Here is a 25,789-nt window from a genome sequence, read left to right as displayed (position 1 = left end):
TAAATGCGATCTTAAAAACGAGCCCGAAAATTAAATAAAATACAGGGATTGTTGCGAAAAATTTATGGTTTTACAATTTAAAGGGCCTTTGGACGCTTGTATGCTATTAAATTGTAATAATTTTCGGAGAAGCATTGAAAATCCAAATACCTGTACCAACCGTATCTATATGCATCTGTTACACAAAAACATCCGGATGAAAAAACTGTTACTGACTGTTTCGGCCGCCTGCCTTCTGCTGGCTGCCGGGATAAAAACCACTGTCGCCGAACCCTTTACCAGGCCCCAGCAACGCAACCAGGAACTGAACTGGGTGAAATCAAGGACAGGGGTATGGCTGGCGCTGGTAGACAATAAGATCAACTGGTTCAAGCTCGACAAAAACGCCAGGCTATGGGCCAGCGCGGACGGGAAAGAGTGGCTGGAGATCACGGACGGGATGTGGCTGGATAAAGATGGCCGGCAGCTGAAGATAGGAGAGGGGAAGCTGTGGTCCACCAGCGACGAGGGGAAAAATTTCATGGAAGTGCCTGAATGGAAATGGAAAGGCCCCAAAGGAGAATGGTACAAGTTTGACGCAAAGTGGACGCTTTGGGTCGTAAAATAACTCCCCCCTTGAAGCGGGGACGTAAGTATGAGTCACGAATAGTCCAAAGTTTAACTGCACCGGTGCTTTCGCGCACCGGTTTTTGCATAAAGAAAAAGCCGGATCATTGACCCGGCTTTTTTATTTCTGACAATATGTTTTACTGCACAATGATCTCGTCCACAAACAGCCAGGCAGGGCTGCCTTCTCCGGGTGCTCCTTCAGGAATCTTGTTCACCGCCTGCGCCACCACTTTCACATACCGTGCTTTCACCATTTCTTTCAGGCGCTCGCGCACCCTGATGATGCCTTTGCCGTCTATCTCTTTCTGCTGGCCTGCTTCAGTGAAGTGTTTGCCATCTTTGGAGAGGTAGAACGTAACCTGTTTGGGCGGATAGATCCACTGGTCTTTATTGCCCAGCGTATTCAGCCCCAGCACATTGATCTCCGTGGAATCGCCGAGGTCTATCAGCGCCTCCATGGTGCCGCCGCTGTAGCCGGTCCATTGGTTGTCGTTAAATTCTTTGACGCCTTCAATGCCATTCACGAGGGCAAACGGGCTGCCCGGATTATAGTTCTGATGCGGCGGTTTGGCCAGGGTAACGATTTTACCTACTGCTTTATGAAACACAAATGCCTGCTGGAAACCGTTGCCATACTGCTGGTCTCCCTGGAATACAGCCGCTCTTACCACGCCGGTCTGTGTAACCGGGATGGGAGTAGTATAGGCCGGGGATTGGGCCGTGGGAGCGCTGCTGTCCGTAGTATAGGTGATCTTCCCGCCGTCCAGTTTGCTGTCCAGCTTTACCTGCACGCCGCCTTTGTTGTCGTTTTGTATTTCGCCGCGTACTTCAAACACGTGTTTGGCGTAGTTCACGCCTTTCTTTTCCAGGCGCGGGAGGTCTGTTTTCAGTCTTTCCAGGAAGCCGTCGTAGTTCTTTTTTTCTTTCGGCGTCCACAGTACTTCCGCCAGCGCGATGGCGCGGGGATATACCATGTATTCCACGTGCTCTGAGTTTTTCATGTATTCCGTCCAGACGTTGCCCTGCGCGCCTTTGATGTAACGGGCTTCTTCGGCGCTCAGTCCTTCGGGCACCGGCTCATAGGAATATACTTTGCTCACGGGGGTAAACCCGCCGATAGCGATCGGTTCGTTTTTGCCCTGGCTCTGGTAGTGATCCAGGTATACATAACCGCCCGGTGTCATGATCACGTCGTGGTGCTGTTTGGCGGCCGCAATACCGCCTTCTATGCCGCGCCAGCTCATCACGGTGGCATTCGGGGCGAGGCCGCCTTCCAGTATCTCATCCCAGCCGATGATCTGGCGGTCTTTGCTGTTGAGGTATTTTTCGATGCGCTGGATGAACCAGCTTTGTAAGGCGTGTTCGTCTTTGAGGCCTTCCGTTTTCATACGGGCCTGGCATTTGGGGCATTTCTCCCAACGTACTTTCGGGCTTTCATCTCCGCCGATGTGAATGTATTTGCTTGGGAAAAGTATCATCACTTCATCCAGCACATCCTGTAAAAAAGTGAACACGGAATCATTGCCCGCGCAATACACGTCATCGTACACGCCCCATTTGGTGCCTACCTGGTAAGGGCCGCCGGTGCAGCCCAGGTGAGGATACGCAGTGAGCGCGGCCAATGAGTGGCCCGGCAGTTCTATCTCTGGTATCACGGTTACGTGGTGGGCCGTTGCATAAGCGACCACATCCTTGATCTGCTCCTGTGTATAAAAACCGCCGTAGGGTTTGCCGTCAAATTTCTGATCGTTGTAATGTCCTTCCATGGTCTCTTTCCTGCGGGAAGCCACTTCCTGGAGGCGCGGGTATTTTTTGATTTCGATACGCCAGCCCTGGTCTTCCGTAAGATGCCAGTGGAAAGTATTCATTTTATGCATCGCCATCAGGTCGATGTATTTTTTGATAAAATCCACGGGGAAGAAGTGACGGCCCACGTCCAGGTGAAGGCCGCGGTAGGAAAAGCGCGGCTGGTCAAATATATCGACGCCCGCAATCCAGTAGCTGGAAGCCTTTTGCAGGGGCAGCAGTTGGATGAGGGTTTGCATACCATAAAAAGTGCCGGCCGCATCATCGCCCTGGATGGTTACCTGGTCTTTGTCTACTTTGAGGCGGTAAGTTTCTGGCAAGCCTTTGTCCGCGGCAGACATGCTGGCAAACACGATCATGTTGTGCGCGGCGCTGTCCTGTACTTTCAGTTCAAACCCGCTGACGCTTTTAAAATATTCGTTGAAAAGTGCCGCCGTCTGTTTGTCTGCCTCGGAAGCTGCCACCAGCACAGTTTGTTTGTCAAGCAAAAAAGAATCCGGTGTTTCCGTGAGGCGCGCGGGCAGGGGAATGAGGCTCACGCTGGCCTTGGGCGCCGTGGAGGAAGAGCCGCCATCGGAGCAGGAGGCAAAGCTGAGGATGGCGCAGCCCGCCGCAAGTTGGAATAGTTTTTTGATGGTCATGTCTGATGTGTTAGCTACCGGAAAATACTATTCTATAATGATTTCATCCGCAAAAATGTGACAGGGCTCGCCTTTGCCGGGATGCCAGTCCGGGATAATGCCGTGGTTGGCGGCCACTACTTTCACAAAACGCGCTTTCAGGTCCACGGGCAGGCTCAGCACTTGTGTGAAGCTGCCGTACTCGCGGTCTGAGAAGGTATTTTTTACCACTCCTGCGGAGGTAAAGGTTTTGCCGTCGTTGGAGGTAAGGAACTCCACCTGGGTGGGGTACCAGATCCAGACGCCGAGATCCTGCAGCACGCTAAGGCCCAGCTTGTGCAGGGCGCGCGGGGCTTTCAAATCCACGATGGCTTTCAGGTTACCGGGGTAATGGCTTTGCCATGCGCCCAGCCTGAAATCTTCCTGCCCGCGGATACCGTCTATCAGCGCATCCGGCCCGCCCGCGTCAAACTGCGGGTGGATCTTAGACAATACCCTGATGGTTTTGTCCGTGGGGATCAGGAAAAACGGTGTGGATACAATGTGGCTGTATTGCCCGTTTTTGAAACCTACTGCTTTTAATGTAGACGTTTTGCTGATATTAAAAGGTGCGGTGTATCGGGTGGATCTTGTAGTAGGGTCTGAGCCATCCAGCGTATAATAGATCACGGTGCCGGGCTCCACTGCTTTCAGGGATACCTGGGTGGAATGTTTGAACCTGTCCGAAGGCGCTACCACGTAAGGAACCGCCACGATCAGGTCTTCTTTGATCTCGTTTACCGGCGAACCATCAGCAGATGCCCAGGTTTGTGTAGGAGCATTGGTCATATCAAATTCCATTACGCCGCCGTTCATGATCAGCTCATGCGGAACGGAAGAGGAGGGCAGGTTCATGGAAACAGATGTGGTCTGGCTGGTGTGATCCGTGGCAGTAAATTTTGTGTGGGACACGCTTACGTTTTTCACGTAAAAGTTTTTGCTGCTCAGGTTCTTCGCGCGGATCACGAAAGTATTGCCATTCTCCAGGTGGATCGTCACTTCGTCAAATGTAGGCGTGCCGATAGCATAACGGCCATCGCCGGGCCTTACGGGGTAAATGCCCATGGCGCTCATCACATACCATGCGCTCATCTGTCCGCAGTCTTCGTTGCCGCTGAGGCCGTCCGGCGCGTTGTGGTACATAGTGTTCATCACCTGGTGTATGAGCTGCTGCGTTTTCCAGGGCTGGCCAACGTAGTTGAACAGGTAGGCGATGTGATGGCTGGGCTCGTTGCCGTGCGCATACTGGCCAATGAGGCCTGTAATGTCGGACTGGTGGCGGCCGCTCAGTTTATCTTCGGTAGTGAATAACCTGTTCAGTTTCTGTGTGAATTTTTCCTTACCGCCGTTCAGTTTTATCAGGCCGCTTACGTCCTGCGGAACGTAGAAGCTGTACTGCCAGCTATTAGCTTCTGTGAAGTAGTTGTTCACTTCCGTGGGGTCGAAGGGGCTCATCCAGCGGCCGCCTATTTTGCCGCGCATAAAGCCGGTGGAGGCGTCGTAAAGGTTTTTGTAAGACTGTGCGCGTTTCATATAACGATTGTACACCGCGGTGTCACCGAGCATTTTGCCCATCTGGGCAATACACCAGTCGTCATAAGAATATTCCAGCGTGCGGGATACGGATTCCGGCTGCGTGTCCATGCTCAGGTAACCCTGGCGGATGTAATGCTGCATGCCGAAACGTTCGCCTTCCGCATAGCTGCGCATAGCTTCCAGCGCGTATTTGGCATCGTAGCCACGGATGCCTTTCTGGTAGGCGTCCACGATCACGGGCACGGAATGGTAACCGATCATACAAAAAGTTTCATTACCGCTCAGTTCCCATACAGGCAGCATGCCACCGTATTTGTATTGTGCCAGGAAGGTGTTGATCCAGTCGTTTGTTTTCTGCTGGTTGATGATGGTCATCAGCGGGTGCAGGGCGCGGTGTGTGTCCCAGAGGGAAAACACGCTGTAATTTTCAAACCCTTCCGCTTTATGGATCTTCAGGTCTGTGCCGCGGTATTGCCCGTCCACGTCCATGTAGAGGTTGGGGTTCAGGCAGGCGTGGTACAGCGCGCTGTAGAACATTACCTGCTGATCGTTGGTGCCGCCTTTTACTTCAATTTTGCCCAGCTCTTTATTCCAGGCTGCTTTGGCATTGGCAAGCGCGCCATCAAAGTCGAAGCCCGGCATTTCCGCATCCAGGTTCTTTAACGCACCTTCTTCGCTGACACCGGAGATGGCTACTTTTACATACAGCGGTTGCTCCACATCAAAAGTGAAGTATGCTTTGATGTTTCGGCCTTCCGCGTTTGCCAACGCGCCTTTGGAAGTATCGCCCAGCGCTACGTTATGCGATTTTGCGGGGCGGGAGAATTTCATGGCGAAGAACAGTATCTGTTCTTTGGCCCATGAGGTGGAGCGGCGCATACCCGTCACGGTGCTGTCGTTCACGATTTTGAGACTGGAATTGATCACGATATCGCGGTGATAAAGGTCAAGCAGTACATGGCCTTCGGTGGCGTTCTTCGGGAATTCGTACTTATGAAGCCCTACCCTTTTGGTAGCCGTGAGGGAAGCGAGGATGTCGTATTTGTCAAGTTTTACACTGTAAAAACCGGCGGATGCTTTTTCATTTTTGTGGGAAAAAGGAGAGGCGTATTCATCATTTTTCCAGGAGGGTTTGCCTGTAACCGGCATCAGCAGCACATCGCAATAATCTTCGATGCCGGTGCCGCTGAGGTGGGTGTGAGAAAAACCATACATGATGGAATCTGTGTAATGATAGCCGGAGCAGCCGTCCCAGCCTTTGAGGCGTGTGTCAGGACTGAGCTGTACCATTCCGAAAGGCATGCTGGGCCCGGGATAAGTATGACCGTGACCGCCGGTACCGATAAAGGGATTTACTTTAGATGCATAATCCGTTTGCTGCGCACTAGCAGCAGACGCCAGCCCGAGGGCCAGCACAACCAACCAATTTTTCATTCACTGTTTTTTAAGTTCCTGCCCGGATGGCCGCAGGGGATAGGAGCTGCGGCTGCCGGAAAGAGCTAAAATAAGGAAAATGATTCGCTAAAACGTTTTAGTGAGGAGGAAATTTGATAAATAGAGGAGGAAGAAAAGATATTTATCCTTGTAAATCGAACATTTAATGTTATAATTGCAAGGATGATTAAACGCGATGCCGAAAGATATGTTGTACAATTACTGGAAGAGTTTCCGGCAGTCGGTGTATTGGGTCCCCGGCAGGTGGGAAAGACAACGTTAGCGGAAGAGATTGCCGCCGGCTTCAAACCTGACCCGATATACCTTGACCTCGAAAGCCCTACCGACCTTTCAAAGTTGGCCGAGCCGGAACAATATTTTGAACTGCATAAAGGAAAATTGATCATTCTTGATGAGATCCAGCGGGTTCCGGAATTGTTTCAAATACTGCGGGGTGTTATCGATAGGCATAGAAGACAGGGATTCAGAACCGGCCAGTTCCTCATATTGGGTTCGGCCTCCCTGGATTTACTGCAACAATCCTCCGAGTCGCTGGCAGGCCGGATTGCATACAGGGAATTGTCTGGCCTGACTGTAAATGAAATAAACAAGGGAAAGAAAACTAACCAGGAACAGTTATGGCTGAGAGGTGGCTTTCCCGACAGTTATCTTGCCAAGAATGATGCGGCAAGTATGAGATGGCGGATGAATTTTATCAGTACTTATCTGGAAAGAGATGTGCCGCAGTTTGGGCCCAGAATGGCGGCATCTTCCTTGCGGCTGTTGTGGACCATGCTTGCGCATAACCAGGGAGGACAGCTGAATATCGCTCAGTTAGGGGCTAATCTTGGCGTTGCACCTCCCACTGCGAAAAGATATATCGACTTACTGGAGGACCTGTTGCTGATCCGTTCGCTGCGGCCCTGGTCCGGCAATGTTGGCAAACGTCTGGTCAAGGCCCCCAAGGTGTATATACGCGATAGTGGGCTGACGCATGCGTTATTGAGTATCAATACGCTCGACGATCTTCTGGGGCATCCCGTAGTAGGTGCAAGCTGGGAAGGTTTTGTAATTGAAAACCTGTTGTCTTGTCTTCCGGTAGGCGCTACCCCCTGGTTTTACCGTACCTCCGCCGGTGCTGAAATTGATCTTGTAATAGAGCTGGGCAGGCAGGAGCGTTATGCAATAGAGATCAAACGTTCAATGTCACCGGCTGTCACTAAAGGGTTTCATCTTGGCTGTGAGGATATTAAGGCTACCCGGCGTTTTATTGTTTATCCCGGTAATGAACGTTTTCCCGCCTCCGGCGATGCTTCGGTGATCCCGCTTATCGATCTGATGAAAGAGCTAGGAAACCTTTCTTCGGAATAAACTGCCCTGTATCATTCATATACTGCACACCCCACAGCTGCCCGGATAACAGAGGGTGGAATCATAGATAAAACAGGATAATTGTAACGATACTAATACAGGCAAAAAAAAGACTGCCCGTAAAGAGCAATCTTCAGAATGTTTTATCCTTATTTCATTTCAGTAACACTTCTGCGATCACCGGCCGGTGATCCGAAGCCACGGTTTCTTCCACTACCTGCGCGCTCATGACGTGCCATTGTGTTTTATTATAAAGGAACACATAATCGAGCTTATGGGACGGTTTGTCTGAAGGCCAGGTAGGGCCCAGCTTTTCGGTGGCGTCCGCGAATGTTTGTTTAAACAGGCCGATCTCTTTTGATGCGGGCAGGGCGTTCATATCCCCGGCTATGATCAGCGGCAGCGAGGGCTGAGCCATCACATGCTGCATGAGGATGTTTACCTGGCTGAGGCGGTCTGCCGGATCGTCCAGGTGGTCCAGGTGGGTGCTGATGAAACGGAGAAGGCTGTCGCCCGGGAGTTTCACCGTTACCATAGCGGCGTTGCGAGGTTCACTGCCGGCGCCTTTGGCGGGAAGGGCGATGCTCTGGCTTTTTTCGATCGGGTAGCGGCTGAGAATGCCGTTGCCAAAGCCGCCGCCTTCGTAGTCCATTGCTTTACCAAAATAAATATACATGCCTGTTACAGCTGCCAGCTCTTTCAGCAGGTCCTGTTTATTGACGCGGGAAGTGGCGCTGTCCACTTCCTGGAGGGCTACCAGGTCCGGGTTGGTGGCGAGTATGACAGTCGCAATCCCCTGGATGTCCAGCTTGCCCTGCGTATTCTCACCGTGATGAATATTGTAGCTGAGCACCTTGATCACCTGCCCCTGCACCTGTGCGGGTGCCGGATAAGAAGCAGAGAGGGTTAGCACAAAAAGAAAAACGATTCGGTACATAATTATTCAGATTAAGAATTTCCGGATGATATCGAGCCATGTTTTCATTCTTCCCGGCAGGTACAACTATCATGCCCGCATATCCATCCGGAAATCAAAACTATTTGCCGAAGATGTCCTTCACCGGTCTTCCTACCCATTCCTGGGGCGTTTTCAGCCCAAAGATCCAGGCAATGGTGGCCGCCGTATCGTATGTCATCACACTTTCCTTCACCTCATGGTCTTTTTTGATCCCTTTGCCGGTAAATACCCAGGGTATCTGCATCTCCACCATGGTTTTGCCGCCATGGCCCTTATTGATGCCCCCGTGGTCCGAACTGAGGATCAGTACGCTGTTTTCCCATATGCCGGCGTCTTTCACCGCCTGCACGATCCTGCCTAATAAAACATCATTCTTATGCACTTGTTCATAGTATTCGGGAATGTTGTGCCCGATGCCATGGCCCACCCCGTCCGGCTGATCGAAATGTATAAAGAGGAAGTCAGGTTTTTTTTCTTTGATATAGGCAACAGCCGCATCCGTAGTGGCTGTATCGTTCGGGCAGGGCTGATCTTTGTTCACTGCTTTTTTGGGGAACAGGTAACCGATGCCTCCCCAGCTATAGATCACCCCCATTTCCGCGTTTGGTTTTTCATTGCGCAACAGGGTAAATACGGAGGGGAAAAGGCCGTACTGGTCGACTGTACGCGGCTCCACCTCGGGCGTTTTGCTGCCCCATTCGGTGAACCCGTGCAGTTCCGGCCCCGCGCCCATGATCATGCTCGCCCAGTTTACCGCGCTGGAAGAAGGGAGCACGCTGCGCGCCTTCAACGTCCAGCTGCCGTCTTTCATCATTTGTTTCATCACCGGGTTGTCCGCCTTTTCCATCGCGTAGGCGCCAAGCCCGTCCATACCGATGAGGATAACGTGTTTTACACCTTTTACCTGTGCCTGTACGGCCAATCCGCAACACAATACTAAAGCTAAGAAACCTGCTTTTTTCATGTCTAGACTAATTTAAAATTTATTTAATATAACAACAATAAAGAAGTATGCACATTCAATGGATGTGGATAAAAGTAGTAAATGTATACTATACTTTGTTTAGTATTGATAAATATAATAAAGAAATAACCCGGAAGGAGGATAACAAAAACGGGCCTGTGGAATGGCAAGACCAGGGACGATCATGAAGCCTGCATTACAAATTATTCAGCGCCTTTTCCGCCTCTTCGCGGATACGCCGTACAACAGCTGCCCTGGTAACGGCAATCCCATATTCAGGCACCCCGGGAATGCCGCCCATACTTACATTGGGGTTGCGGTATATCATGCGGCTGTCTTCATATTCTTTGGCGGTAGTATGGAATTCCCTGGCCTGCGTAGCGGATGCCAGCGCTGCCGCATTATGATCGCGAAGCCCGGAGCCTGCCATGATGCGGATGCGGCCGGCGGCTTTACCGGCCAGTGTTGCGATCAGCTCCGCGCCTTCCAGCGCGGTGTTCCGCTGGCCGGAAGTGAGGATACGTTCGCAGCCCGTGCTAATGATATCTTCCAGCGCCTGCAAGGGATCTTCGGTCATGTCAAATGCGCGGTGGAAAGTAACACCCATGGGTTTTGCCAGTTCCACCAGTTCACCGGTGCGCGTTTTGTCCACTTTGCCCTCCGCCGTCAGCAGCCCGATCACTACGCCATCGCAACCCAGTTCCTTGCACACCCTGATATCTTCTTTCATGATGGCGAACTCCTCTTCGTCGTACAGGAAATCTCCCCCCCGGGGACGGATGATAGGGTAGAGGGCGATGCTCACGGTTTCGCGCGCCAGTTTGATCATAGCGTAACTGGGTGTGGTGCCGCCTTCCAGCAGGTTGTCACAAAGTTCTATCCGGTCCGCGCCGCCTTCCTGCGCCGCTTTGCAGGATGCCAGAGAAGTGGCGCATATTTCGAGGGTGATCTTTTCCATGTTTGCAAAAATAAGGATCGGCTGCCAGTATGTCCGGCAGCCGATCAAAAATGATAAGTGCGATTAAGATCAGAAATAGTGTTTGCCCTTGATCAGCTCTTCTTTATCGTCGCCGGTGGTGACGGCGTAGCTGAAACCTTCATGCAGGCAATAAGCCCCGTGCTCGCCTTTTTTGTTGAGCGCCAGGAAACCGATCTGGATACCTTTTGCGCGGTCAGGGTTCTTTTTCACGATGCGCATCACGGCTTCCTTGCAGGCCGCTTCGGGAGAATATCCCTGGCGCATCAGCTCCACTACGAGGAAGCTGCCCACCACGCGGATCACTTCTTCGCCCACGCCGGTGGCGGTGGCTGCGCCCACTTCATTGTCCACGTACAAACCCGCGCCAATGATCGGTGAATCGCCCACGCGGCCGCGCAGCTTAAATGCCATGCCGCTCGTGGTGCAGGCGCCGGAAAGGTTACTCTGTGCGTCCAGCGCCACCATACCGATCGTATCGTGATTGTATACGTTGCCCGGTAGTTTCAGCGGGCTGAACGCGGTGGTATTTTCGTCTTCGGCGCCCTGGTTAAAAGCACTGGTGCCTTTACCCTGGTAGCGCTGGTTTTCGATATTCATCACCGGCTTGTACTCCGATTTTTTCAGCCATTCTTTCCAGGCTTTTTCGGATTCAGGCGTGAGGAGATTTTCTTTTTTGAAACCGTTTTCCAGCGCGAACTGTAAAGCGCCTTCCCCTACGAGCATCACGTGCGGTGTTTTTTCCATCACCTTGCGCGCCACTGAAATAGGATGCACGATATGTTCCAGCGCGGCTACGGAACCGCAATTGCCCAGTTCATCCATGATGCAGGCATCCAGCGTTACGTGGCCGTCCCTGTCCGGGAAGCCGCCGTAGCCTACGGTGTGATTGTCAGGGTCGGATTCCGGCACATGCACGCCGGCTTCTACAGCGTCCAGCGCACGGCCGCCCGATTTGAGCACCTGCCATGCGGCTTTGTTCGCCGCGATACCGAAGTCCCAGGTGGATACCACGATGGGTTTTGGCGCTTTGGTTTTACCCTTGCGGGATTGCGCCGCGGCAGGCAGGCCGTCTATGGAGAGGGCTGCCGCGCCTAATGCCGCTGTTTTGAAAAAATTCCTTCTGCTGTTCATACCGCACAATGTTAAGAAAATTAATCTTTCATTTCCCAGGCCATCGCACTTGCGCCAAGGATGGCGGCGTCGCTTTCTTTCAGTTCTGAGAACAGGAGTTTTACTTTGTCCTGGAAGATCGGCAGCAGGTTCTTTTCCATGTGCTCGCGCACGGGGCGCATGATGAGGTCGCCGGCCTGTGTGAGGCCGCCGAACAGCACGATGGCTTCAGGGCTGGAGAACATCACGAAGTTCGCGAGTGCTTCACCCAATACCTTGCCGGTGTATTCATAGATCTCGATAGCCAGCTTATCGCCTTTGATAGCGGCTTCGTAGATCATTTTTGAATCGATCTCTTCCGCGGTGTGGTTGCGCAGCACGCTTTCCTGGTCCGGCCTTGATGCCAGCAGTTCCAGTGCCGTGTTGGTAACGCCGGTGGCGGATGCATAAGATTCCAGGGAACCGTGTGCGCCGGTGCCCGGGTGCAGGCGTCCGCCGGGGATCACGATCACGTGGCCCAGTTCTCCCGCGAACCCGTCATGACCGTAAATAAGCTGGCCATTGGCCACGATGCCGCTTCCTACGCCGGTGCCCAGCGTGATGGTGATAAAGTCCTTCATGCCACGCGCTGTGCCGTAGGTCATTTCACCGAGCGCCGCCGCATTGGCGTCGTTCGTGAGTACCGTGGGCAAACCGAATAATTCTTCGAGCATCTGCGCTAAAGGCACAATGCCTTTCCAGCGCAGGTTAGGAGCATATTCAATATTTCCTGTGTAATAATTACCATTCGGCGCACCTACGCCGATGCCTTTGATGTTTTCAATACCGCCAACCTGCTCTATCAGCTTTGTTAAGCGCTGATGCAGTTCGGCCAGGAACATGGTAACTTCTTCGTGAGCTTTGGTTGACATACGATCCTGGCACAAAATGTTGCCACGACGGTCTACTATTCCAAACTTTGTATTAGTACCTCCAATATCAATGCCCACCGCTAGTTGCTGACTCATAGTCTATACCTTGGGATTTTAAAATTGTTTTAACACGGAATGCGAAAAATGCGAGATAAGCGAAGCAGATCACCGGTACAATATACGACATATGAATGCCGATTGCCGGGATATCTGAAAACCCACCCTGTAAAGGCGGAACGAGCGCGCCGCCCAGGATCATCATGATCAGGAAGGAGGAGCCCTGGCCTGTATATTTCCCGAGACCAGCAATGGACAGGGAGAAAATGCACGGCCACATTACGGAGCAGAACAAGCCGCCGCTAATGAAAGCGAACAGTGCTACGGGCCCGGTAGTGAACAGGCCGATCACCATAGCCACAACGCCCATGATACCAAAGGTAAGCAGTGTTTTAGCCGGTTTATCCTGGCCATAAAAGAAACCTATGATCTGGATCACGATGCAGATCGCGAAAGGATACAGCTTGGTGATGTCGTTGCCTTTTAATGCGTTCACGCCAAGGATGACGCCGTATGCTACAAAAGGTACTATCACGGATAATATCTGGCGGGTGGTTTTAGTTACGTTAAATACGCTGATAGCGCCTGTCCAGCGGCCGATCATCAGGCCTCCCCAGAAAATGGCGATATAAGGACTGATCTCGGATTCATGCAAGCCTTCCGGCGTGAGGAATCCGGGCTTTTTCAGCAGTTCGCCGAGGTTGGAAGAAGTGCTTACTTCCACGCCAACGTATACGAAAATGGCGATCATACCCATGATCAGCTGCGGGTATTTCATTGCGCCCCATCCTTCCCCATTGCCGCGGGAGGTGAACTGGGCGTAGAACAGGATAAAAAGTATGCCGATGATGCCCGCGATAAAATAAGGCAGCGGTTTCGTGGTTACAACGATGCCGATGGCAATGACGATGAACATTGCCGTGATGCCGAGCAGGGTACGGGTAGCTTTGGGAGAGGACTCAAAATGATCGTCTTCCGTGCCCTTGGGCATTTTGGTAGCGGCAAAAATGCCGGCCGCCACCAGGAACAACGCCACGAGGGTAATATATAATACGTTGATCTTACTGATGTCTGTATCACCGGATGTACCCGCTACTTTGGCGGAGCCAAACAGCAGGATGCTCACAACGAGGGGCCCGATGGTGGTGCCAAAGGAGTTCACGCCGCCCGCAAAGTTGAGACGGTGGGATCCTTTTGCCGGGTCGCCAAGAAGGATGGCGAAGGGATTGGCGGCGGTCTGCTGCAGGGAGAAGCCGAGCGCCACTATGAAATAAGCTCCGAGGATGAGATAAAAAGCGGTGGTCTTGTTCTCCATGCCAAGGCCCAGGTTCACCGCGCCGATGGTGGCGGCGGCGCCCACGCCGGAGATGATCAGGCCATATATAATGCCTTTTTTGAACCCGATCCGGTTAAGGATGTCCACACCTTTCATTGCAGACAGCAGGTAAAGGACGAGCGAACCGACAAAATAGGCGCCATAGAAGGCGAAGTCGACCAGCTGGGATTGGATCTGCGTCAGATTAAAATGGGCTTTGCAGAACGGGATAAGAATACTGTTAGATGCCGCAACAAACCCCCAGAAGAAAAATACCAGAATGAGTACGAAAAACGAGGGATGCGTACCTTGTTTATTTTGCGTGGACATATACCTGATTATATTTTGGTAAAATATGGCTCTAAATGTATAATTATTTTTTTGAGAAAAGACCAAAATACGGCATAAAACCCGTAATTTTTTTAATTGCTCAAACGTTTTAGCTAATATATTTATGAAATATGGGAATTGTTAGGTATGTTCGTAAATTCTTGAACAATCAACCTTAGCTACTCATGAGTGATAAAACCGCTACAGTGGCCGCTCCTCGCGGTAATTACAAACAAGCAATGTTTATCATTGCAACACTGTTCTTTATTTTCGGCTTCGTTACCTGGCTGAACTCCGTACTGATCCCTTTTTTGAAACAGGCATGTGAACTGACAGACGTAGTAGCCTACCTGGTTGCCTTCGCATTTTATGTTTCTTATGTGGTGATGGCTATTCCTTCTTCCATGATCCTGAAGAAGATAGGCTTTCCCAAAGGTATGTCCCTCGGCCTCTTCATTATCGCCGTGGGCTCTGTGATCTTCATTCCCGCCGCGCAGATGAGGTCTTATCCCTTGTTCCTGCTGGGCCTTTTTACCCAGGGTACCGGTCTTGCCCTGTTGCAAACCGCTTCCAATCCTTACGTTACCATTCTCGGCCCCATCGAAAGCGCTGCCAAACGCATCAGTATCATGGGGATATGTAATAAACTGGCCGGCATCATCGGCATCTTCGTACTTGCTAAACTTTTATTCAGCGATACAGAAGCCGTTTCCGCCAAGATCGACACCCTCACCGGCGCAGCCCGCGAAGCGGAGCTGGACCTCCTGGCTTCCCGCCTCATCATGCCTTACGCCATCATGGCCGTAGTACTGGTGCTGCTCGCGGTATTTGTGCGTAAAGCACACCTGCCGGAAATAGACCAGGAAGATGAAACTCCCGTACAGGCCGCCGCCACCGGCGCTGACCAATATGGCCGCACTTCTGTGTTCGGTATTCCTTACCTCATGCTGGGCGTACTGAGCCTGTTCCTCTACGTAGGCGTGGAAGTACTGGCCATCGATACACTCGCATTGTATGGTGAATATACCGGGCTTGCTAAAAACGTGGCGGCAAACCTGGCTATCTACTGCCTTTTTGCTTTCGGCGTAGGATACCTGCTGGGCGTGGCCCTCGTGCCTAAAGTGCTCAACCAGAAAACCGCGCTGATGATCTGTGCTATCCTGGGCCTCGTGTTCACCGCAGGCGCACTGCTCACCTCCGGCAATATCTCCATCGCGTTTATCATCCTGCTGAGTTTTGCCCATTCCCTGATGTGGCCCGGCATCTGGCCGCTGGCTATCAACAAACTGGGCAAATTCACCAAAACCGGCTCCGCCCTGCTTATCATGGGCATCGGCGGCGGCGCCATCCTGCCACTGATCTATGGTGCGTTTGTGGATGCTATCGGTGGAAACCGCCAGCTGCCTTATGTCATCATGATCCCCTGTTACCTGGTGATCTTCTATTTCGCCTGGAAAGGCCATAAGAAAGGTCTGCCGGCTTAACCTAGTAAACAACAATACCCGAAAAATGCTTCTGCCCGCCTGGCTAAAACCGGTCCCGCAGAAGCATTTTTCTTTTCTGCTGGGAAAGACGGGGCTTTTTTATATTTTTAGGTGTCAAAAGTACCCTTCTAAATGATATCGCAAGCAATAGAACAGTTTAAAAAACAATTCCACAAAGAACCACTCATCGTTTCTTCTCCCGGCCGTATTAATCTCATCGGCGAGCATACGGATTATAACGAAGGTTTTGTGTTGCCCGCAGCCATCGATAAAAAGATCATCTATGCCATCGCGCTCAACGATACGGATACCTGCAACGCCTATGCTCTTTTCAACGGCGAAAAGGCCTCCTTTTCACTGAAAGACATCAAACCCGGCGGCGGCTGGATCAATTACCTGAAAGGCGTCGTATACCAGCTGCAGCAACGAGGTCTGGAGGTAAAAGGTTTCGATTGCGTGATCACCGGCGATATTCCCATCGGCGCGGGCATGAGCAGCTCCGCCGCCGTGGAAGGAGGGCTGAACGTTGCGCTGAATCACCTGTTGGACTTCAAACTAGGCCGTATGGATATGGCTAAGGTAGGTCAGCTGGCGGAGCACACTTTCCCCGGGGTGAAATGCGGCATCATGGACCAGTTCGCCAACCTGCACGGCCAGAAAGACCGCGTGATGCTGCTGGACTGCCGCAGCCTTGAATTCACTTATTTCCCTTTCGAATTTTCCAAAGAATATAAAATCGTGCTGGTGAACTCCATGGTCCACCATTCCCTTGCTTCTTCAGAATACAACGTACGCCGCGCGCAATGCGAAGAAGGCGTAAAGATCCTCCGGGAGTTTTTCCCGGACATCAGCAGCCTGCGGAACCTCACTTCCGCGCAGGTGGAGCAGTACAAAGACAAACTGCCGCCCAAGGTATACGACCGCTGCCGCTACGTGACCCAGGAAAACGAACGGGTTGAAAAAGCCTGCGCGCATCTGCAACGCAACGAACTGAAAGAATTCGGAGAACTGATGTACGCCTCTCATGAAGGCCTCAGCAAACTTTATGAAGTATCGTGCCCCGAGCTGGACTTCCTCGCGGACCTCGCAAAGACCCGCTCCGAAGTAGCCGGCGCAAGGATGATGGGCGGAGGTTTTGGCGGATGTACGATCAATCTCGTTCAAACGGAGAGAGTGGAAGAATTCACCGCATTTATGCAGGAACAATTCCAGCAGCATTTCGGTATAATCCCCGAGGTGTATGTAACCTCCATCCAGGAAGGTGCAAACGTATTGCAACCCACTGTGGCCATTGCCTGATATAATTACCGATATAAAAAAAGCGGCCGGTTCAATATAGGACCGGCCGTTTTTTATAGGCAACCAGGAGGTGTTACTTCAAAGTTTGTCTTAAATGGAACCCTTACTGTCAGGGCTTGTGATAGCATATTAACCGCGCTAACTCCGGATCAAGTCCGCCTCATCTCCACCTCAAGTCCGCTTTGCCTATATCTCTCGTATATCTACCATGGCTCTTCCCGGGTTATCTCACACAGATGGCCCGCTTGTTCCAGAGGGGTAGGTAAAATACTATCAGATGGTGGGCTATAGTGCGTCTGGTTGGGCCTTTCCGGCAATCGACTATATGGAAAAACAGCTCAAAACAAGGTACAAATGGCGGATAATGTTTGATGCTGAATAGAAGAAGGCTGCACCTGGCAGCCTTCTGTTTTTACTATTGGTGAAAAGAGGTATTACATTCCTTCTTCCGCCTGGGGAAGCGGTAACTGGGTCCATACGTCATCATTAGCCCGGTCGATGGGCAGCGTGCCAAGACGGTTGTAGCGGCGCAGGTCTATCCAGCGATGGCCTTCGCCCCAGAGGGAGAAACGGCGCTGTACCAGCAGCTCGTCAATCACTTCATCCTTCGTGTCAAGCGCTGCGGCTGGTTTGGCGGCAAGCCCGTGACGGGTACGGATCAGGTTGAGCGCTCCGGCAGCCAGGGGGAAATTGTTTAGTTGCGCCTGCGCCTCCGCATAGATCAGGATCAGTTCCTCGTTGCGGAGGATAGGCATGGGCGTGGTCAGTGTGGGATAAATGGCAAAATCGCGGTTGCTGGCGGGCAGGCCGTCCACACTCCGGGCTGTGGCACGCGCGGTGGATTTGTTGATCCGGTCGTCTCCCGCTTCTATGTCTCTCATATAGGACGGGTGGGCAAGCCGGGTGTTGGCGCCGGACAATGGTACGTTCACCGGGTTTTCCCGGTCGCCCGAAGCGGATGTGAAAACGTGTTGGGGCCCCGCATCCAGGTCGGCGGCCGGGGCCTGGTCCAGGTAAGTGTCTCCCAGGAGGTCCAGCGTTTCTGCCCATCGTTCCTGGTAAAGCGCCACACGAGCGGCTACCGCGCGGTTGAACTTTGCAAAATCCTCAGGCGTGCTGAAATCTTCAAAGCCGGAGGATAACTGGAAAATGAATTCAATATCACCTCCCAGCATAACATAAGCATCGTCCAGTAATTTTGCAATGCCTTCCAGCGCCTGCGCCCTGGTCACGATAGGGCCGGGGTGGTTTGGGTCGGTCACTTCCAGGCGGATGCCGTTGTCGTATGTAACATTCAGCGCCAGCAGCATCTGGTGCGCCATAATGGTCTTTGCAAAAGCAATGTACCCGTTCTTTTGCCCGGCATTTTCAACGAATTTGGAATTGTTGGTTCCTTCTATCAGCAGGTTGCAGGTTTTTACGCAGTTGTATTTGCCCAGCCAGATATTGCTGATGTAAAAAGCATTGCCGCTGAGCTGTTCGGTGCCTTTGCCGAGCAACTGCGTGGTATAGCGCGGTTCGGAACTGTTATGACGGAAAAACTCCCGGCCTATTACGCCGGTAACGTCTACATAAAATCCCATGCCCGCACGCATCGAACCTTCCACACCGGTAGCCAGGTTGTTCAATTCCCCTACGGTCGGGTTCTTGATGATTTCTTCCATCGTAGGGGCGTTCGGGTTAGTGATCGGCTCATTTTTACAAGCCGCCAGCCACACCAGGCTGGCGATAAGGATCGGAGCATATATTTTTTTCTGGATCATCATATCATCTTTAATTGTTTAGAAATTGAGGGACAGGTGAAACTGCAGCCTTTTGGAGGCAGGGTATGGGTTTACGTCCACACCTGTGCCGAAGGTGGAGCCGAAGTTGGACACTTCGGGATCGTAACCGTCATAGTTGGTGGAGATGAAATAATTGTTTGCGGAAACGCCCACCTGTATGTTTTCGATGGTTTTGGATTTGATGGGGAGGCGGTAGAACAATGCTACTTCACGCAGGCGGAGATAGCTGGCATCCTGGATCAGTGTGCGGTGGTCATCCGCGCGGCTCACGCCGGTGCGTTCACCTTTATCGTCCCGGTTGTCCCAGTCGCGTGAAACGCCGCCCCAGTCCCTGAGCAGCTGGGTCAGGTTAATATTGTCGCCGCCTTTTTTATAATGCAGCAGCGCGCGGAAAGTGAAGTCGCGGAACAGGGTCACTTCGTTGAACCAGTTCAGCTGGAAGTCCGGTTCAGAATTGCCTATAGGCATCAGCACGCCGGGCTCATGTTCTATGAGTATCTGCGTGGCCGATCTGCCCTGTTCGATATAAAAAGCGCCGTAGGAGGAGCCGAAGCCATCGCCCATGTCAAACATCGGCACGTCCAGCGTGAGCACTTTGGAGCGGTTCAGCCAGAAATTGACATTGGAGTTCCAGCGGATATTGCGGTTGTTCACCGGTACGGTACGCAGGGAGAGCTCCAGGCCGCGGTTACGCAGGGAGCCGCCGTTGATCCATTTGGAAGAAAAACCGGTGGAGATAGGCCAGTCCGCGGCTACCAGCAGATCTTTGATCACTTTGTTATACACGGTGGCTTCCAGGCTTAAGCGGCCGTTGAAGAAAGAAATGTCCACACCGCCTTCCAGTTCTGTCTGGCGTTCGGGCCCGATGTCCGGGTTGCCAAGTGTGATGCCGGTACCGGTGCCAGGTATGCCTTCCACGTTTTCACTGGGCATGGTGGTGAAGCGGCTGCTGAAAGTGGGGAAGCCGCTGCTCTCGCCATAGGCAACGCGTAGTTTCAGGTCACCCAGGATGCTGCTGTTCCAGTCGGCCATCCTCGTGATGTTCCAGGATGCGTTCACTTTGGGGTAGATGTTATATTTTTTGTAATCGCCGTTGTTGGTGGATTTGTCAAAACGCACGCCCGCGGTCAGGTTCAGGAATTCATTGTAGGCAAATTCTTCCTGGAAAAAGATGCCGTCGTTCCTGAAAGATTGGCGGCTTTGCTGGGCGCGCAGGCTGCTGGCCTGCCCCTGGCTGGTCTGTGAACCTACGAGGTTCTGCGCAATGGTCATCAGCTGGTCGAAGGAACCGAATTCATGCGTGAGGCCCAGCGTGGTGGTAAATGAACTGCGGCCGGCCCCGGGCGTGAGTGTGTTCACGAGAAATGCCGCCCAGCTGGTATTGAGGTCGTAAGTGCTCCCCTGGTTGTTGCGGCCGTTTGTACCTGCCGCCTGTTCAAAATGAAGCCGTCCGGGAAAGAGGGCCTGTGTTTTACCATGATAGAAGTCCACGCCCGCGCGGCCGGAGAAACGCGTAACGGATACGTTTGACTGCTGCAGGATGGCTTCCATATTAGCCCCGGTGATCACGCGGTTGATCTTTTCGCTGTTGGTCATCAATGCAATAGTCTCCAGTACGTTGTTGCCCCCCAGCGGATCGGGGTACACACCGTCTGCATTCGGATGGAGGTCGTAGAACGGGCGGAGGGCGGTGAGTGCGCCGGTTACGGATACGCCGGTGTTGTCGTTGTTGAAGATGCCACGGTCCGCGGCAGTATTCATATAGGCGGTGGACAGGCCGAACTTCAGCCGGTCGGAAGCCCTGTGATTGAGGTTCAGGCGGATGTTGTGGTTCTCATAACCTGTATTCCTGACAATGCCTTCTTCTTTTTTGGTACCGGCGGAAATATGAAAAGTGGTCTTTTCATTCCCGCCGCTGACGCTGAGGTTCGTGTTGCGGATAAAACCCTTGTTGCCGAACATTTCTTTTTCATAATCGTACAGTTTTCCTGCTCTCCTTGCATTTTCATACTCCAGTGAATCCGCGGATGACCAGCCGCGCGCGTCTATATCGTCACCCGTCAGTTCCAGTTTGGTGCCCATCAGCCGCGATACGGAAGCAAAGCCGGCATCCTGGTTGAATTGAAAACGCGTTTTACCGGCGCGCCCTTTTTTGGTAGTGATGATCACCACGCCGGCGGATGCCTGTGAACCGTAGATGGCGGATGCGGAAGCGCCTTTCAGGATCTCCACATTTTCGATATCAGCGGGGTTGATGTCCGCAATACGGGATGCGGAGTTGTCCTGCGCGGAAGTGGCGCTGCCGCCGCTGCTGGCTTCCGTGAAGGTATTGAGGCCGGTAGAAACAGAACGGTTGCTTACGATCACTCCATCTATCACAAACAGCGGCTGGATGGTACCGTAAATAGACGATACCCCGCGCAATTTAAACGAAAGACCGCCGCCCGGCGCGCCTGAGCTGGCGGTGATATTGGCGCCGGTCACCTTGCCGCTCAGTGCGGCGTCCAGCGTTTGCGCGGGCGCGGTGCCGGACAGTTCTTTCGCGGAAACGGTGGCCACCGAGTTGGCGGCATTCCTTCTTTTTACGGAGGTGGCGAGGCCGGTGACAATGATCTCATCCAGCTTCGCAATGTCTTCCTCCAGCACTACCTGCAGCGGGGCCGCGGGATCGGCTGTGAGGGTCCGGGACCTGTACCCGGTGAAGTTGATGGTGAGTTTTGTGCCGGATGGAACGGACAGTTCAAAAAAACCTTCCGCATTGGTCACAGTGCCCTGGCGGCCTTTTTGCACCACTACGCTGGCGCCGGGCAGAGGCTGGCCGGCCACGTCCGTGACCTTTCCCCTGACGGTTTGATTTTGTGCCTGGATGACAAGCGGAAGTAGCAGGCATATACATGACAGGATGCCTTTCAGAAATTTTCTCATTTGTTTGATTTTAGATTGAAGCGATGAATCGTCGTGCATGATCCGTTGATCGCGTGTCTTATATAGGGAGCACGGTTTATTACTTTGGCTGATATTTATCTTCAGGGCACATTATTGGTTGTAAAAGTAAAGGCATCCCCGCCTACGGCGGTTCTCACAGGTATTGATGTGTACGAAGAACCGGCTGAAGCGGCTGATTTGATAGCTGAATGGCTGGAGCGTGTTCCCGGTTTTGCCGGGCGTATCGCAGAAGAAGGCGGGGCGATGGAAAGAAAGGTAATTGAGTATCGCCGGGGTACGGAAGTGGGGTCGGAATGAGGCATAAAAAAAAGCCCCGGCACATGGCCGGAGCTGTAGTATAATATACCGGAGGGACTAGTATTCCCCGTCCAGTGCGAAGTTTGGTTTGCGGTTCATCCAGCGGCCTCTTGAAAAGTCCGGGATGTATTGAACGGAGCCGCCTTCGAGGATGGATTGTTCGCTCAGCGGCGTGATGGCGTACCAGGTAGCCAGGTCGTAAACGTCCATTTGGTAGTCGGTGCCGCGTTTGATGCTCTCAACAAATGAATTGAGCACGAACCAGTCCATACCGCCATGGCCTGCGCCTGATGCGTCGGCAGCGTATTTTTTCCAGAGCGGGTGATCGTATTTGCCCATGTAACTTTCAGCGTCCTTCGGGTCACCGGTTTTATCCCAGGCATGCGGTTTGGTTTTGCCTTCGATGTGAATACTGTCGAAGTCGTCCATCCACAAGCCATTCGTACCCTGCACGCGGAAGTTCAGCGAGTAGGGGCGGGGCAGGTTGGTGTCGTGGCTCAGCATGATGGTCTCGCCGTTGTTGGTTTTGATCAGTGTGCTCACGATATCGCCCAGTTTAAATTCCACTTTGGCATTCGGGTGGTTCGGGCCGCCTTTCGGATGCTCTACGATGTATTTATGCAGGCCGCGGGATTTGGTAGCCACTGAGGTGAGTGACACTAAACGATTGCCGCGGTTGATGTTGATCATATTGTTAATGGGGCCGAGGCCGTGCGAAGGATAAAGGTCCGCGTTGCGGTGAACGGAATGGTTCGTACGCCATTTGGCTTCGGAGATCGCTTTTTCGCCAAACTCAACGCCGCCGCCATAGATCTGCTTGCCGTCGTTAAATTTCACTTCGCGGAGATCGTGCTGATAGCCGCCCTGCAGGTGCAGCAGCTCTCCAAAGAGGCCCTGGCGTACCATGTTCAGGATAGCCAGTACGTCGCGGCGGTAGTTCACATTCTCCATACCAAATACGGGGATGCCGGTGTTTTCTGAAGTATTTACCAACTCCCAGCATTCCTGGATGTCTGCCGCGCCGCAAACTTCCACTGCGGGGGTAACGCCTGCGCGCATAGCGTCTATCGCCATGATAGAATGCCATTCCCAGGGAGTGGCGATCAGTACCGCGTCTATATCGCCGCGTTTGAGGAGATTTTTGTAATCCTGCGGGCCTTTGGTGTATTCCGCTACTTTCCGTTTAGCGCCATAGTGCTCGCTGATCATCTTGCGTGCCTTGGGTACGGTGAACTCCGTGTCCGGATCGGCGAAAGCCACCAAATCCACATCACTGCGTCGGAGGCAGAGGTCCAGGTGGCTCAGGCCGCGCGCTCCCACGCCAATCAACCCTATTCTTACTTTTTCTTTCTTTTCAGCGGCGAAGATCCGTGCTGGCGAATTCAGGAGGGAAAGCCCTACGCCTGCCGCCACGCTGTTCCTGATGAACTTTCTGCGATGCAAGTGCTTATTCATAAACTTATAAAATGTGTTGTATTAACAAGAGTAACATGTCCGTTTAACAGCTTTAAATGTATAGCTTTAACATTATCATGTGCAATGCCTGTTTATGAATTGTGACATTCCTGTGATAGATGGCAAATCTGCGGTTTTTCCGGCTAATTTCCTCATTACCAGCCACAGTGTGGGATGCAAACGGTTGTTAGCGTACTATTTTAACTTTCTCTGTCAGGATATTACCAAACTTCCCGAAATGAACCCTGGGATATTATTTTTATGAAACACACGTCAGCAATTACAGTACTATGAGAAAAGCGGTCTTCTTTATTTTATTGATCCTGTCCGGCAAAGCCTGGGCGCAACCTGAGATCAAACCTTACGGCGCCCTGCCTTCCAACGCACAGGTGAAATGGCAGCAGCTGGAATATTACATGTTCATTCACTTTGGTCCGAATACTTTTACGGACAAGGAATGGGGACATGGGGACGAAGATCCGAAAGTGTTCAACCCCACCGAACTGGATGCCCGCCAATGGGCCCGCACAGCGAAGCTGGCCGGCATGAAAGGCATCATTATCACCGCCAAACACCACGACGGCTTCTGCCTCTGGCCCAGCGAATACAGCAAACACACCGTTCGTGAGAGCGCCTGGAAAAACGGCAAAGGCGATGTGCTCGCCGAGCTGTCCGCGGCCTGCAAGGAATACGGTCTGCTCTTCGGGGTATATCTTTCCCCCTGGGACCGCAACCACCCGGCCTACGGCACCCCTGAATACAACCAGGTATTCGCCAACCAGCTGCGCGAAGTACATACCAAATACGGCCACGTGTTCGAACAGTGGTTCGACGGCGCGAATGGCGAAGGCCCGAACGGTAAAAAACAGGTGTACGACTGGGACCTGTTTGAAGGTACCGTAAAAAAATACCACCCGGAAGTGATCTTCTTCAGCGATGCGGGCCCCGGCTGCCGCTGGATCGGTAATGAGAATGGCTTTGCGGGCACTACGAACTGGAGCACGATCAACCGCAAAGAATTTGCGCCGGGCATGCACGGCATCCAGGATAAACTGAACACGGGCCAGGAAGGCGCCACGGACTGGGTTCCGGGCGAAGCGGACGTATCCATTCGTCCGGGATGGTTCTTCAGCCCCGCTACAAACGACAAGGTAAAAACGCTTCCCTGGCTGCTGGATATCTACTACGGCTCCGTTGGCCGCAATGCCAACCTGCTGCTGAATGTACCGGTAGACCGCCGCGGCCGCATTCATGAAAATGATTCTATCCGCCTGATGGAGCTGAAAAAGACGCTGGACGCCGATTTTAAATCCAACCTGGCTGCGCGCGCAAGGACCACGGTGACGAACAACCGCCCCGGAAGCCCGCTCACCAGCGCCATCCATCTCACAGACAATAACTACAACACCTACTGGGCTACCGAAGATGGCAAGCTCACGGCGGACATTAATCTCTCTTTCGAAAAAGAGATCACTTTCAACAGGCTCGCCATCCAGGAGTATATCCCGCTGGGGCAGCGTGTGAAAGCCTTTACGGTAAGCGTGCTGGAAGGGAAACAATACCGCGAGATCGCGCGGGAGACCACCATCGGCTACAAACGCATCCTGCGCCTGCCGAATACCACCACCAAAAGCGTGAAGATCACCCTGCTGGACGCACTGGCAAGCCCGGTGATCAGCGAAGTGAAACTTTACAAAGCGCCCGAACTGCTGGCGGACCCGGTGATCAAACGCAGCAAATCCGGAGAAGTGACCATCGCCATCCAGTCGGCGGACCCGGTGGTGTATTATACCACAAACGGCAGCGAACCTACGACGGCCTCCGCGAAATACAGCAGCGGCTTCTCCTTCAAGGGCAGCGGCACCATCAAGGCCAAAGCATTCATTAACAACGGTAAAACGCCCGGCGCCACAGTGACCCAAACCTTCGACCTGGCGCCTGAAAGCTGGAACGCCGTGACGGCAGGCGCTAAAAACGCCGTAGACGGCAACCCCGGCACTACCTTCCGCAACGCCCAGATGAAATATCCCGCCGAACTGGTCGTGGACATGGGCATTCCCACCACGGTAAACGGCTTTACGTACACGCCCGACATGCGCGGTGGCATCGTGTACCAGTATGCCTTTTATGTGAGCAACGACGGGAAGGAGTGGGGAGAGCCGGTGGCGAAAGGCAGCTTTGCCAATATCCTGAACAGCCCGGTAAAACAAAGTATAAAACTCTCAAAACCAGTACAATGCCGCTATTTTAAGATGGTGGCGCTGGCACCGGCGGACGAGAAGGACCAGGTACCCGCATTTGCTGAAACAGGCGTATTCTAGCAGCTAAGGCAAGTTCGCTGCTACTTCCGGGGGCGTGCCGGGAACCCGGCACGCGCCACCCCGAAAAGCCCTCATTCAGCCCCCCGCCGGACATACCGGCAAAAAGAACGGAAACGCAGGCAGGGCCACGTTTCCGTTCTTGCTTATTTTAACAAAAAAAATCG

Annotated in this window: 17 protein-coding genes; 6 read left to right on the top strand and 11 right to left on the bottom strand. The window is 52.7% G+C overall.

All coding sequences use genetic code 11. The features are described from left to right. The first annotated feature begins 196 nt into the window (after positions 1–196). Positions 197–607 (top strand): hypothetical protein, encoded by a 411-nt coding sequence (locus EG028_RS04540; protein ID WP_120515671.1) that lies wholly within the window; start codon positions 197–199, stop codon positions 605–607. 139 nt (positions 608–746) lie between these two features. On the opposite strand, the gene EG028_RS04535 is transcribed toward EG028_RS04540, so the two are convergent. Together EG028_RS04535 and EG028_RS04530 are read right to left on the bottom strand one after the other, a co-directional pair. After that, complete coding sequence (locus EG028_RS04535) at positions 747–3,056, bottom strand: glycoside hydrolase family 20 protein (RefSeq protein WP_120515394.1); 2,310 nt, start codon at positions 3,054–3,056, stop codon at positions 747–749. Between the two features lie 27 nt (positions 3,057–3,083). Continuing rightward, positions 3,084–6,044 (bottom strand): GH92 family glycosyl hydrolase, encoded by a 2,961-nt coding sequence (locus EG028_RS04530; RefSeq protein ID WP_120515395.1) that lies wholly within the window; start codon positions 6,042–6,044, stop codon positions 3,084–3,086. 183 nt (positions 6,045–6,227) lie between these two features. On the opposite strand from EG028_RS04530, the gene EG028_RS04525 reads away from it, so the two are divergent. Beyond that, complete coding sequence (locus EG028_RS04525) at positions 6,228–7,415, top strand: ATP-binding protein (protein ID WP_120515396.1); 1,188 nt, start codon at positions 6,228–6,230, stop codon at positions 7,413–7,415. A gap of 154 nt (positions 7,416–7,569) precedes the next feature. Here the strand turns inward: EG028_RS04525 and EG028_RS04520 are convergent, their stop codons facing one another. The 6 genes from EG028_RS04520 to EG028_RS04495 all read right to left on the bottom strand — a co-directional run bounded on the left by EG028_RS04520 (position 7,570) and on the right by EG028_RS04495 (position 14,039). Next, positions 7,570–8,352 carry an endonuclease/exonuclease/phosphatase family protein gene (locus tag EG028_RS04520; RefSeq protein ID WP_120515397.1) on the bottom strand — a complete coding sequence of 261 codons (783 nt, stop codon included), beginning with the start codon at positions 8,350–8,352 and terminating at the stop codon, positions 7,570–7,572. A 100-nt stretch (positions 8,353–8,452) separates the two neighbouring features. Further along, positions 8,453–9,337, bottom strand: a complete 885-nt coding sequence (locus EG028_RS04515; protein ID WP_120515398.1) for an alkaline phosphatase — start codon at positions 9,335–9,337, stop codon at positions 8,453–8,455. A gap of 196 nt (positions 9,338–9,533) precedes the next feature. Then, positions 9,534–10,295: a copper homeostasis protein CutC gene (locus EG028_RS04510; RefSeq protein ID WP_120515672.1), complete on the bottom strand. Its 762-nt coding sequence runs from the start codon at positions 10,293–10,295 to the stop codon at positions 9,534–9,536. Positions 10,296–10,364: 69 nt separating this feature from the next. Then, a complete protein-coding gene (locus EG028_RS04505; RefSeq protein ID WP_120515399.1) occupies positions 10,365–11,447 on the bottom strand; it encodes a N(4)-(beta-N-acetylglucosaminyl)-L-asparaginase in 1,083 nt (360 codons plus the stop codon). A 20-nt stretch (positions 11,448–11,467) separates the two neighbouring features. Beyond that, a complete protein-coding gene (locus EG028_RS04500) occupies positions 11,468–12,433 on the bottom strand; it encodes an ROK family protein (protein ID WP_120515400.1) in 966 nt (321 codons plus the stop codon). Further along, positions 12,405–14,039, bottom strand: a complete 1,635-nt coding sequence (locus EG028_RS04495; RefSeq protein ID WP_120515401.1) for an MFS transporter — start codon at positions 14,037–14,039, stop codon at positions 12,405–12,407. Before EG028_RS04495 ends, EG028_RS04500 begins: the two co-directional genes overlap by 29 nt. Positions 14,040–14,224: 185 nt before the next feature. Between EG028_RS04495 and EG028_RS04490 the strand changes: the two genes are divergently transcribed. Both EG028_RS04490 and galK read left to right on the top strand, forming a co-directional pair. Continuing rightward, on the top strand, positions 14,225–15,523 hold the full coding sequence (locus EG028_RS04490) for a sugar MFS transporter (protein WP_120515402.1): 1,299 nt from the start codon (positions 14,225–14,227) through the stop codon (positions 15,521–15,523). 132 nt (positions 15,524–15,655) lie between these two features. Next, positions 15,656–16,822, top strand: a complete 1,167-nt coding sequence (gene galK / locus EG028_RS04485; RefSeq protein WP_120515403.1) for a galactokinase — start codon at positions 15,656–15,658, stop codon at positions 16,820–16,822. Positions 16,823–17,256: 434 nt separating this feature from the next. On the opposite strand, the gene EG028_RS04480 is transcribed toward galK, so the two are convergent. Beyond that, the gene (locus EG028_RS04480) at positions 17,257–18,588 is read right to left on the bottom strand and encodes a RagB/SusD family nutrient uptake outer membrane protein (protein WP_120515404.1); all 1,332 of its coding nucleotides are present in this window, start codon (positions 18,586–18,588) and stop codon (positions 17,257–17,259) included. 15 nt (positions 18,589–18,603) lie between these two features. After that, positions 18,604–21,531 carry a SusC/RagA family TonB-linked outer membrane protein gene (locus tag EG028_RS04475; protein ID WP_120515405.1) on the bottom strand — a complete coding sequence of 976 codons (2,928 nt, stop codon included), beginning with the start codon at positions 21,529–21,531 and terminating at the stop codon, positions 18,604–18,606. An 84-nt stretch (positions 21,532–21,615) separates the two neighbouring features. Here EG028_RS04475 and EG028_RS04470 point away from each other — a divergent pair, with 84 nt between their 5' ends. Further along, a complete protein-coding gene (locus EG028_RS04470) occupies positions 21,616–21,849 on the top strand; it encodes a hypothetical protein (RefSeq protein ID WP_120515406.1) in 234 nt (77 codons plus the stop codon). A gap of 57 nt (positions 21,850–21,906) precedes the next feature. Here the strand turns inward: EG028_RS04470 and EG028_RS04465 are convergent, their stop codons facing one another. Then, positions 21,907–23,304 carry a Gfo/Idh/MocA family protein gene (locus EG028_RS04465; RefSeq protein WP_120515407.1) on the bottom strand — a complete coding sequence of 466 codons (1,398 nt, stop codon included), beginning with the start codon at positions 23,302–23,304 and terminating at the stop codon, positions 21,907–21,909. 290 nt (positions 23,305–23,594) lie between these two features. Between EG028_RS04465 and EG028_RS04460 the strand changes: the two genes are divergently transcribed. Continuing rightward, positions 23,595–25,625, top strand: a complete 2,031-nt coding sequence (locus EG028_RS04460; protein ID WP_120515408.1) for an alpha-L-fucosidase — start codon at positions 23,595–23,597, stop codon at positions 25,623–25,625. The last annotated feature ends 164 nt before the right edge of the window (positions 25,626–25,789 follow it).

The organism is Chitinophaga barathri, assembly GCF_003807585.1.
GTDB lineage: Bacteria > Bacteroidota > Bacteroidia > Chitinophagales > Chitinophagaceae > Chitinophaga > Chitinophaga barathri.
This window is presented reverse-complemented; position numbering and strand designations above follow the sequence as displayed.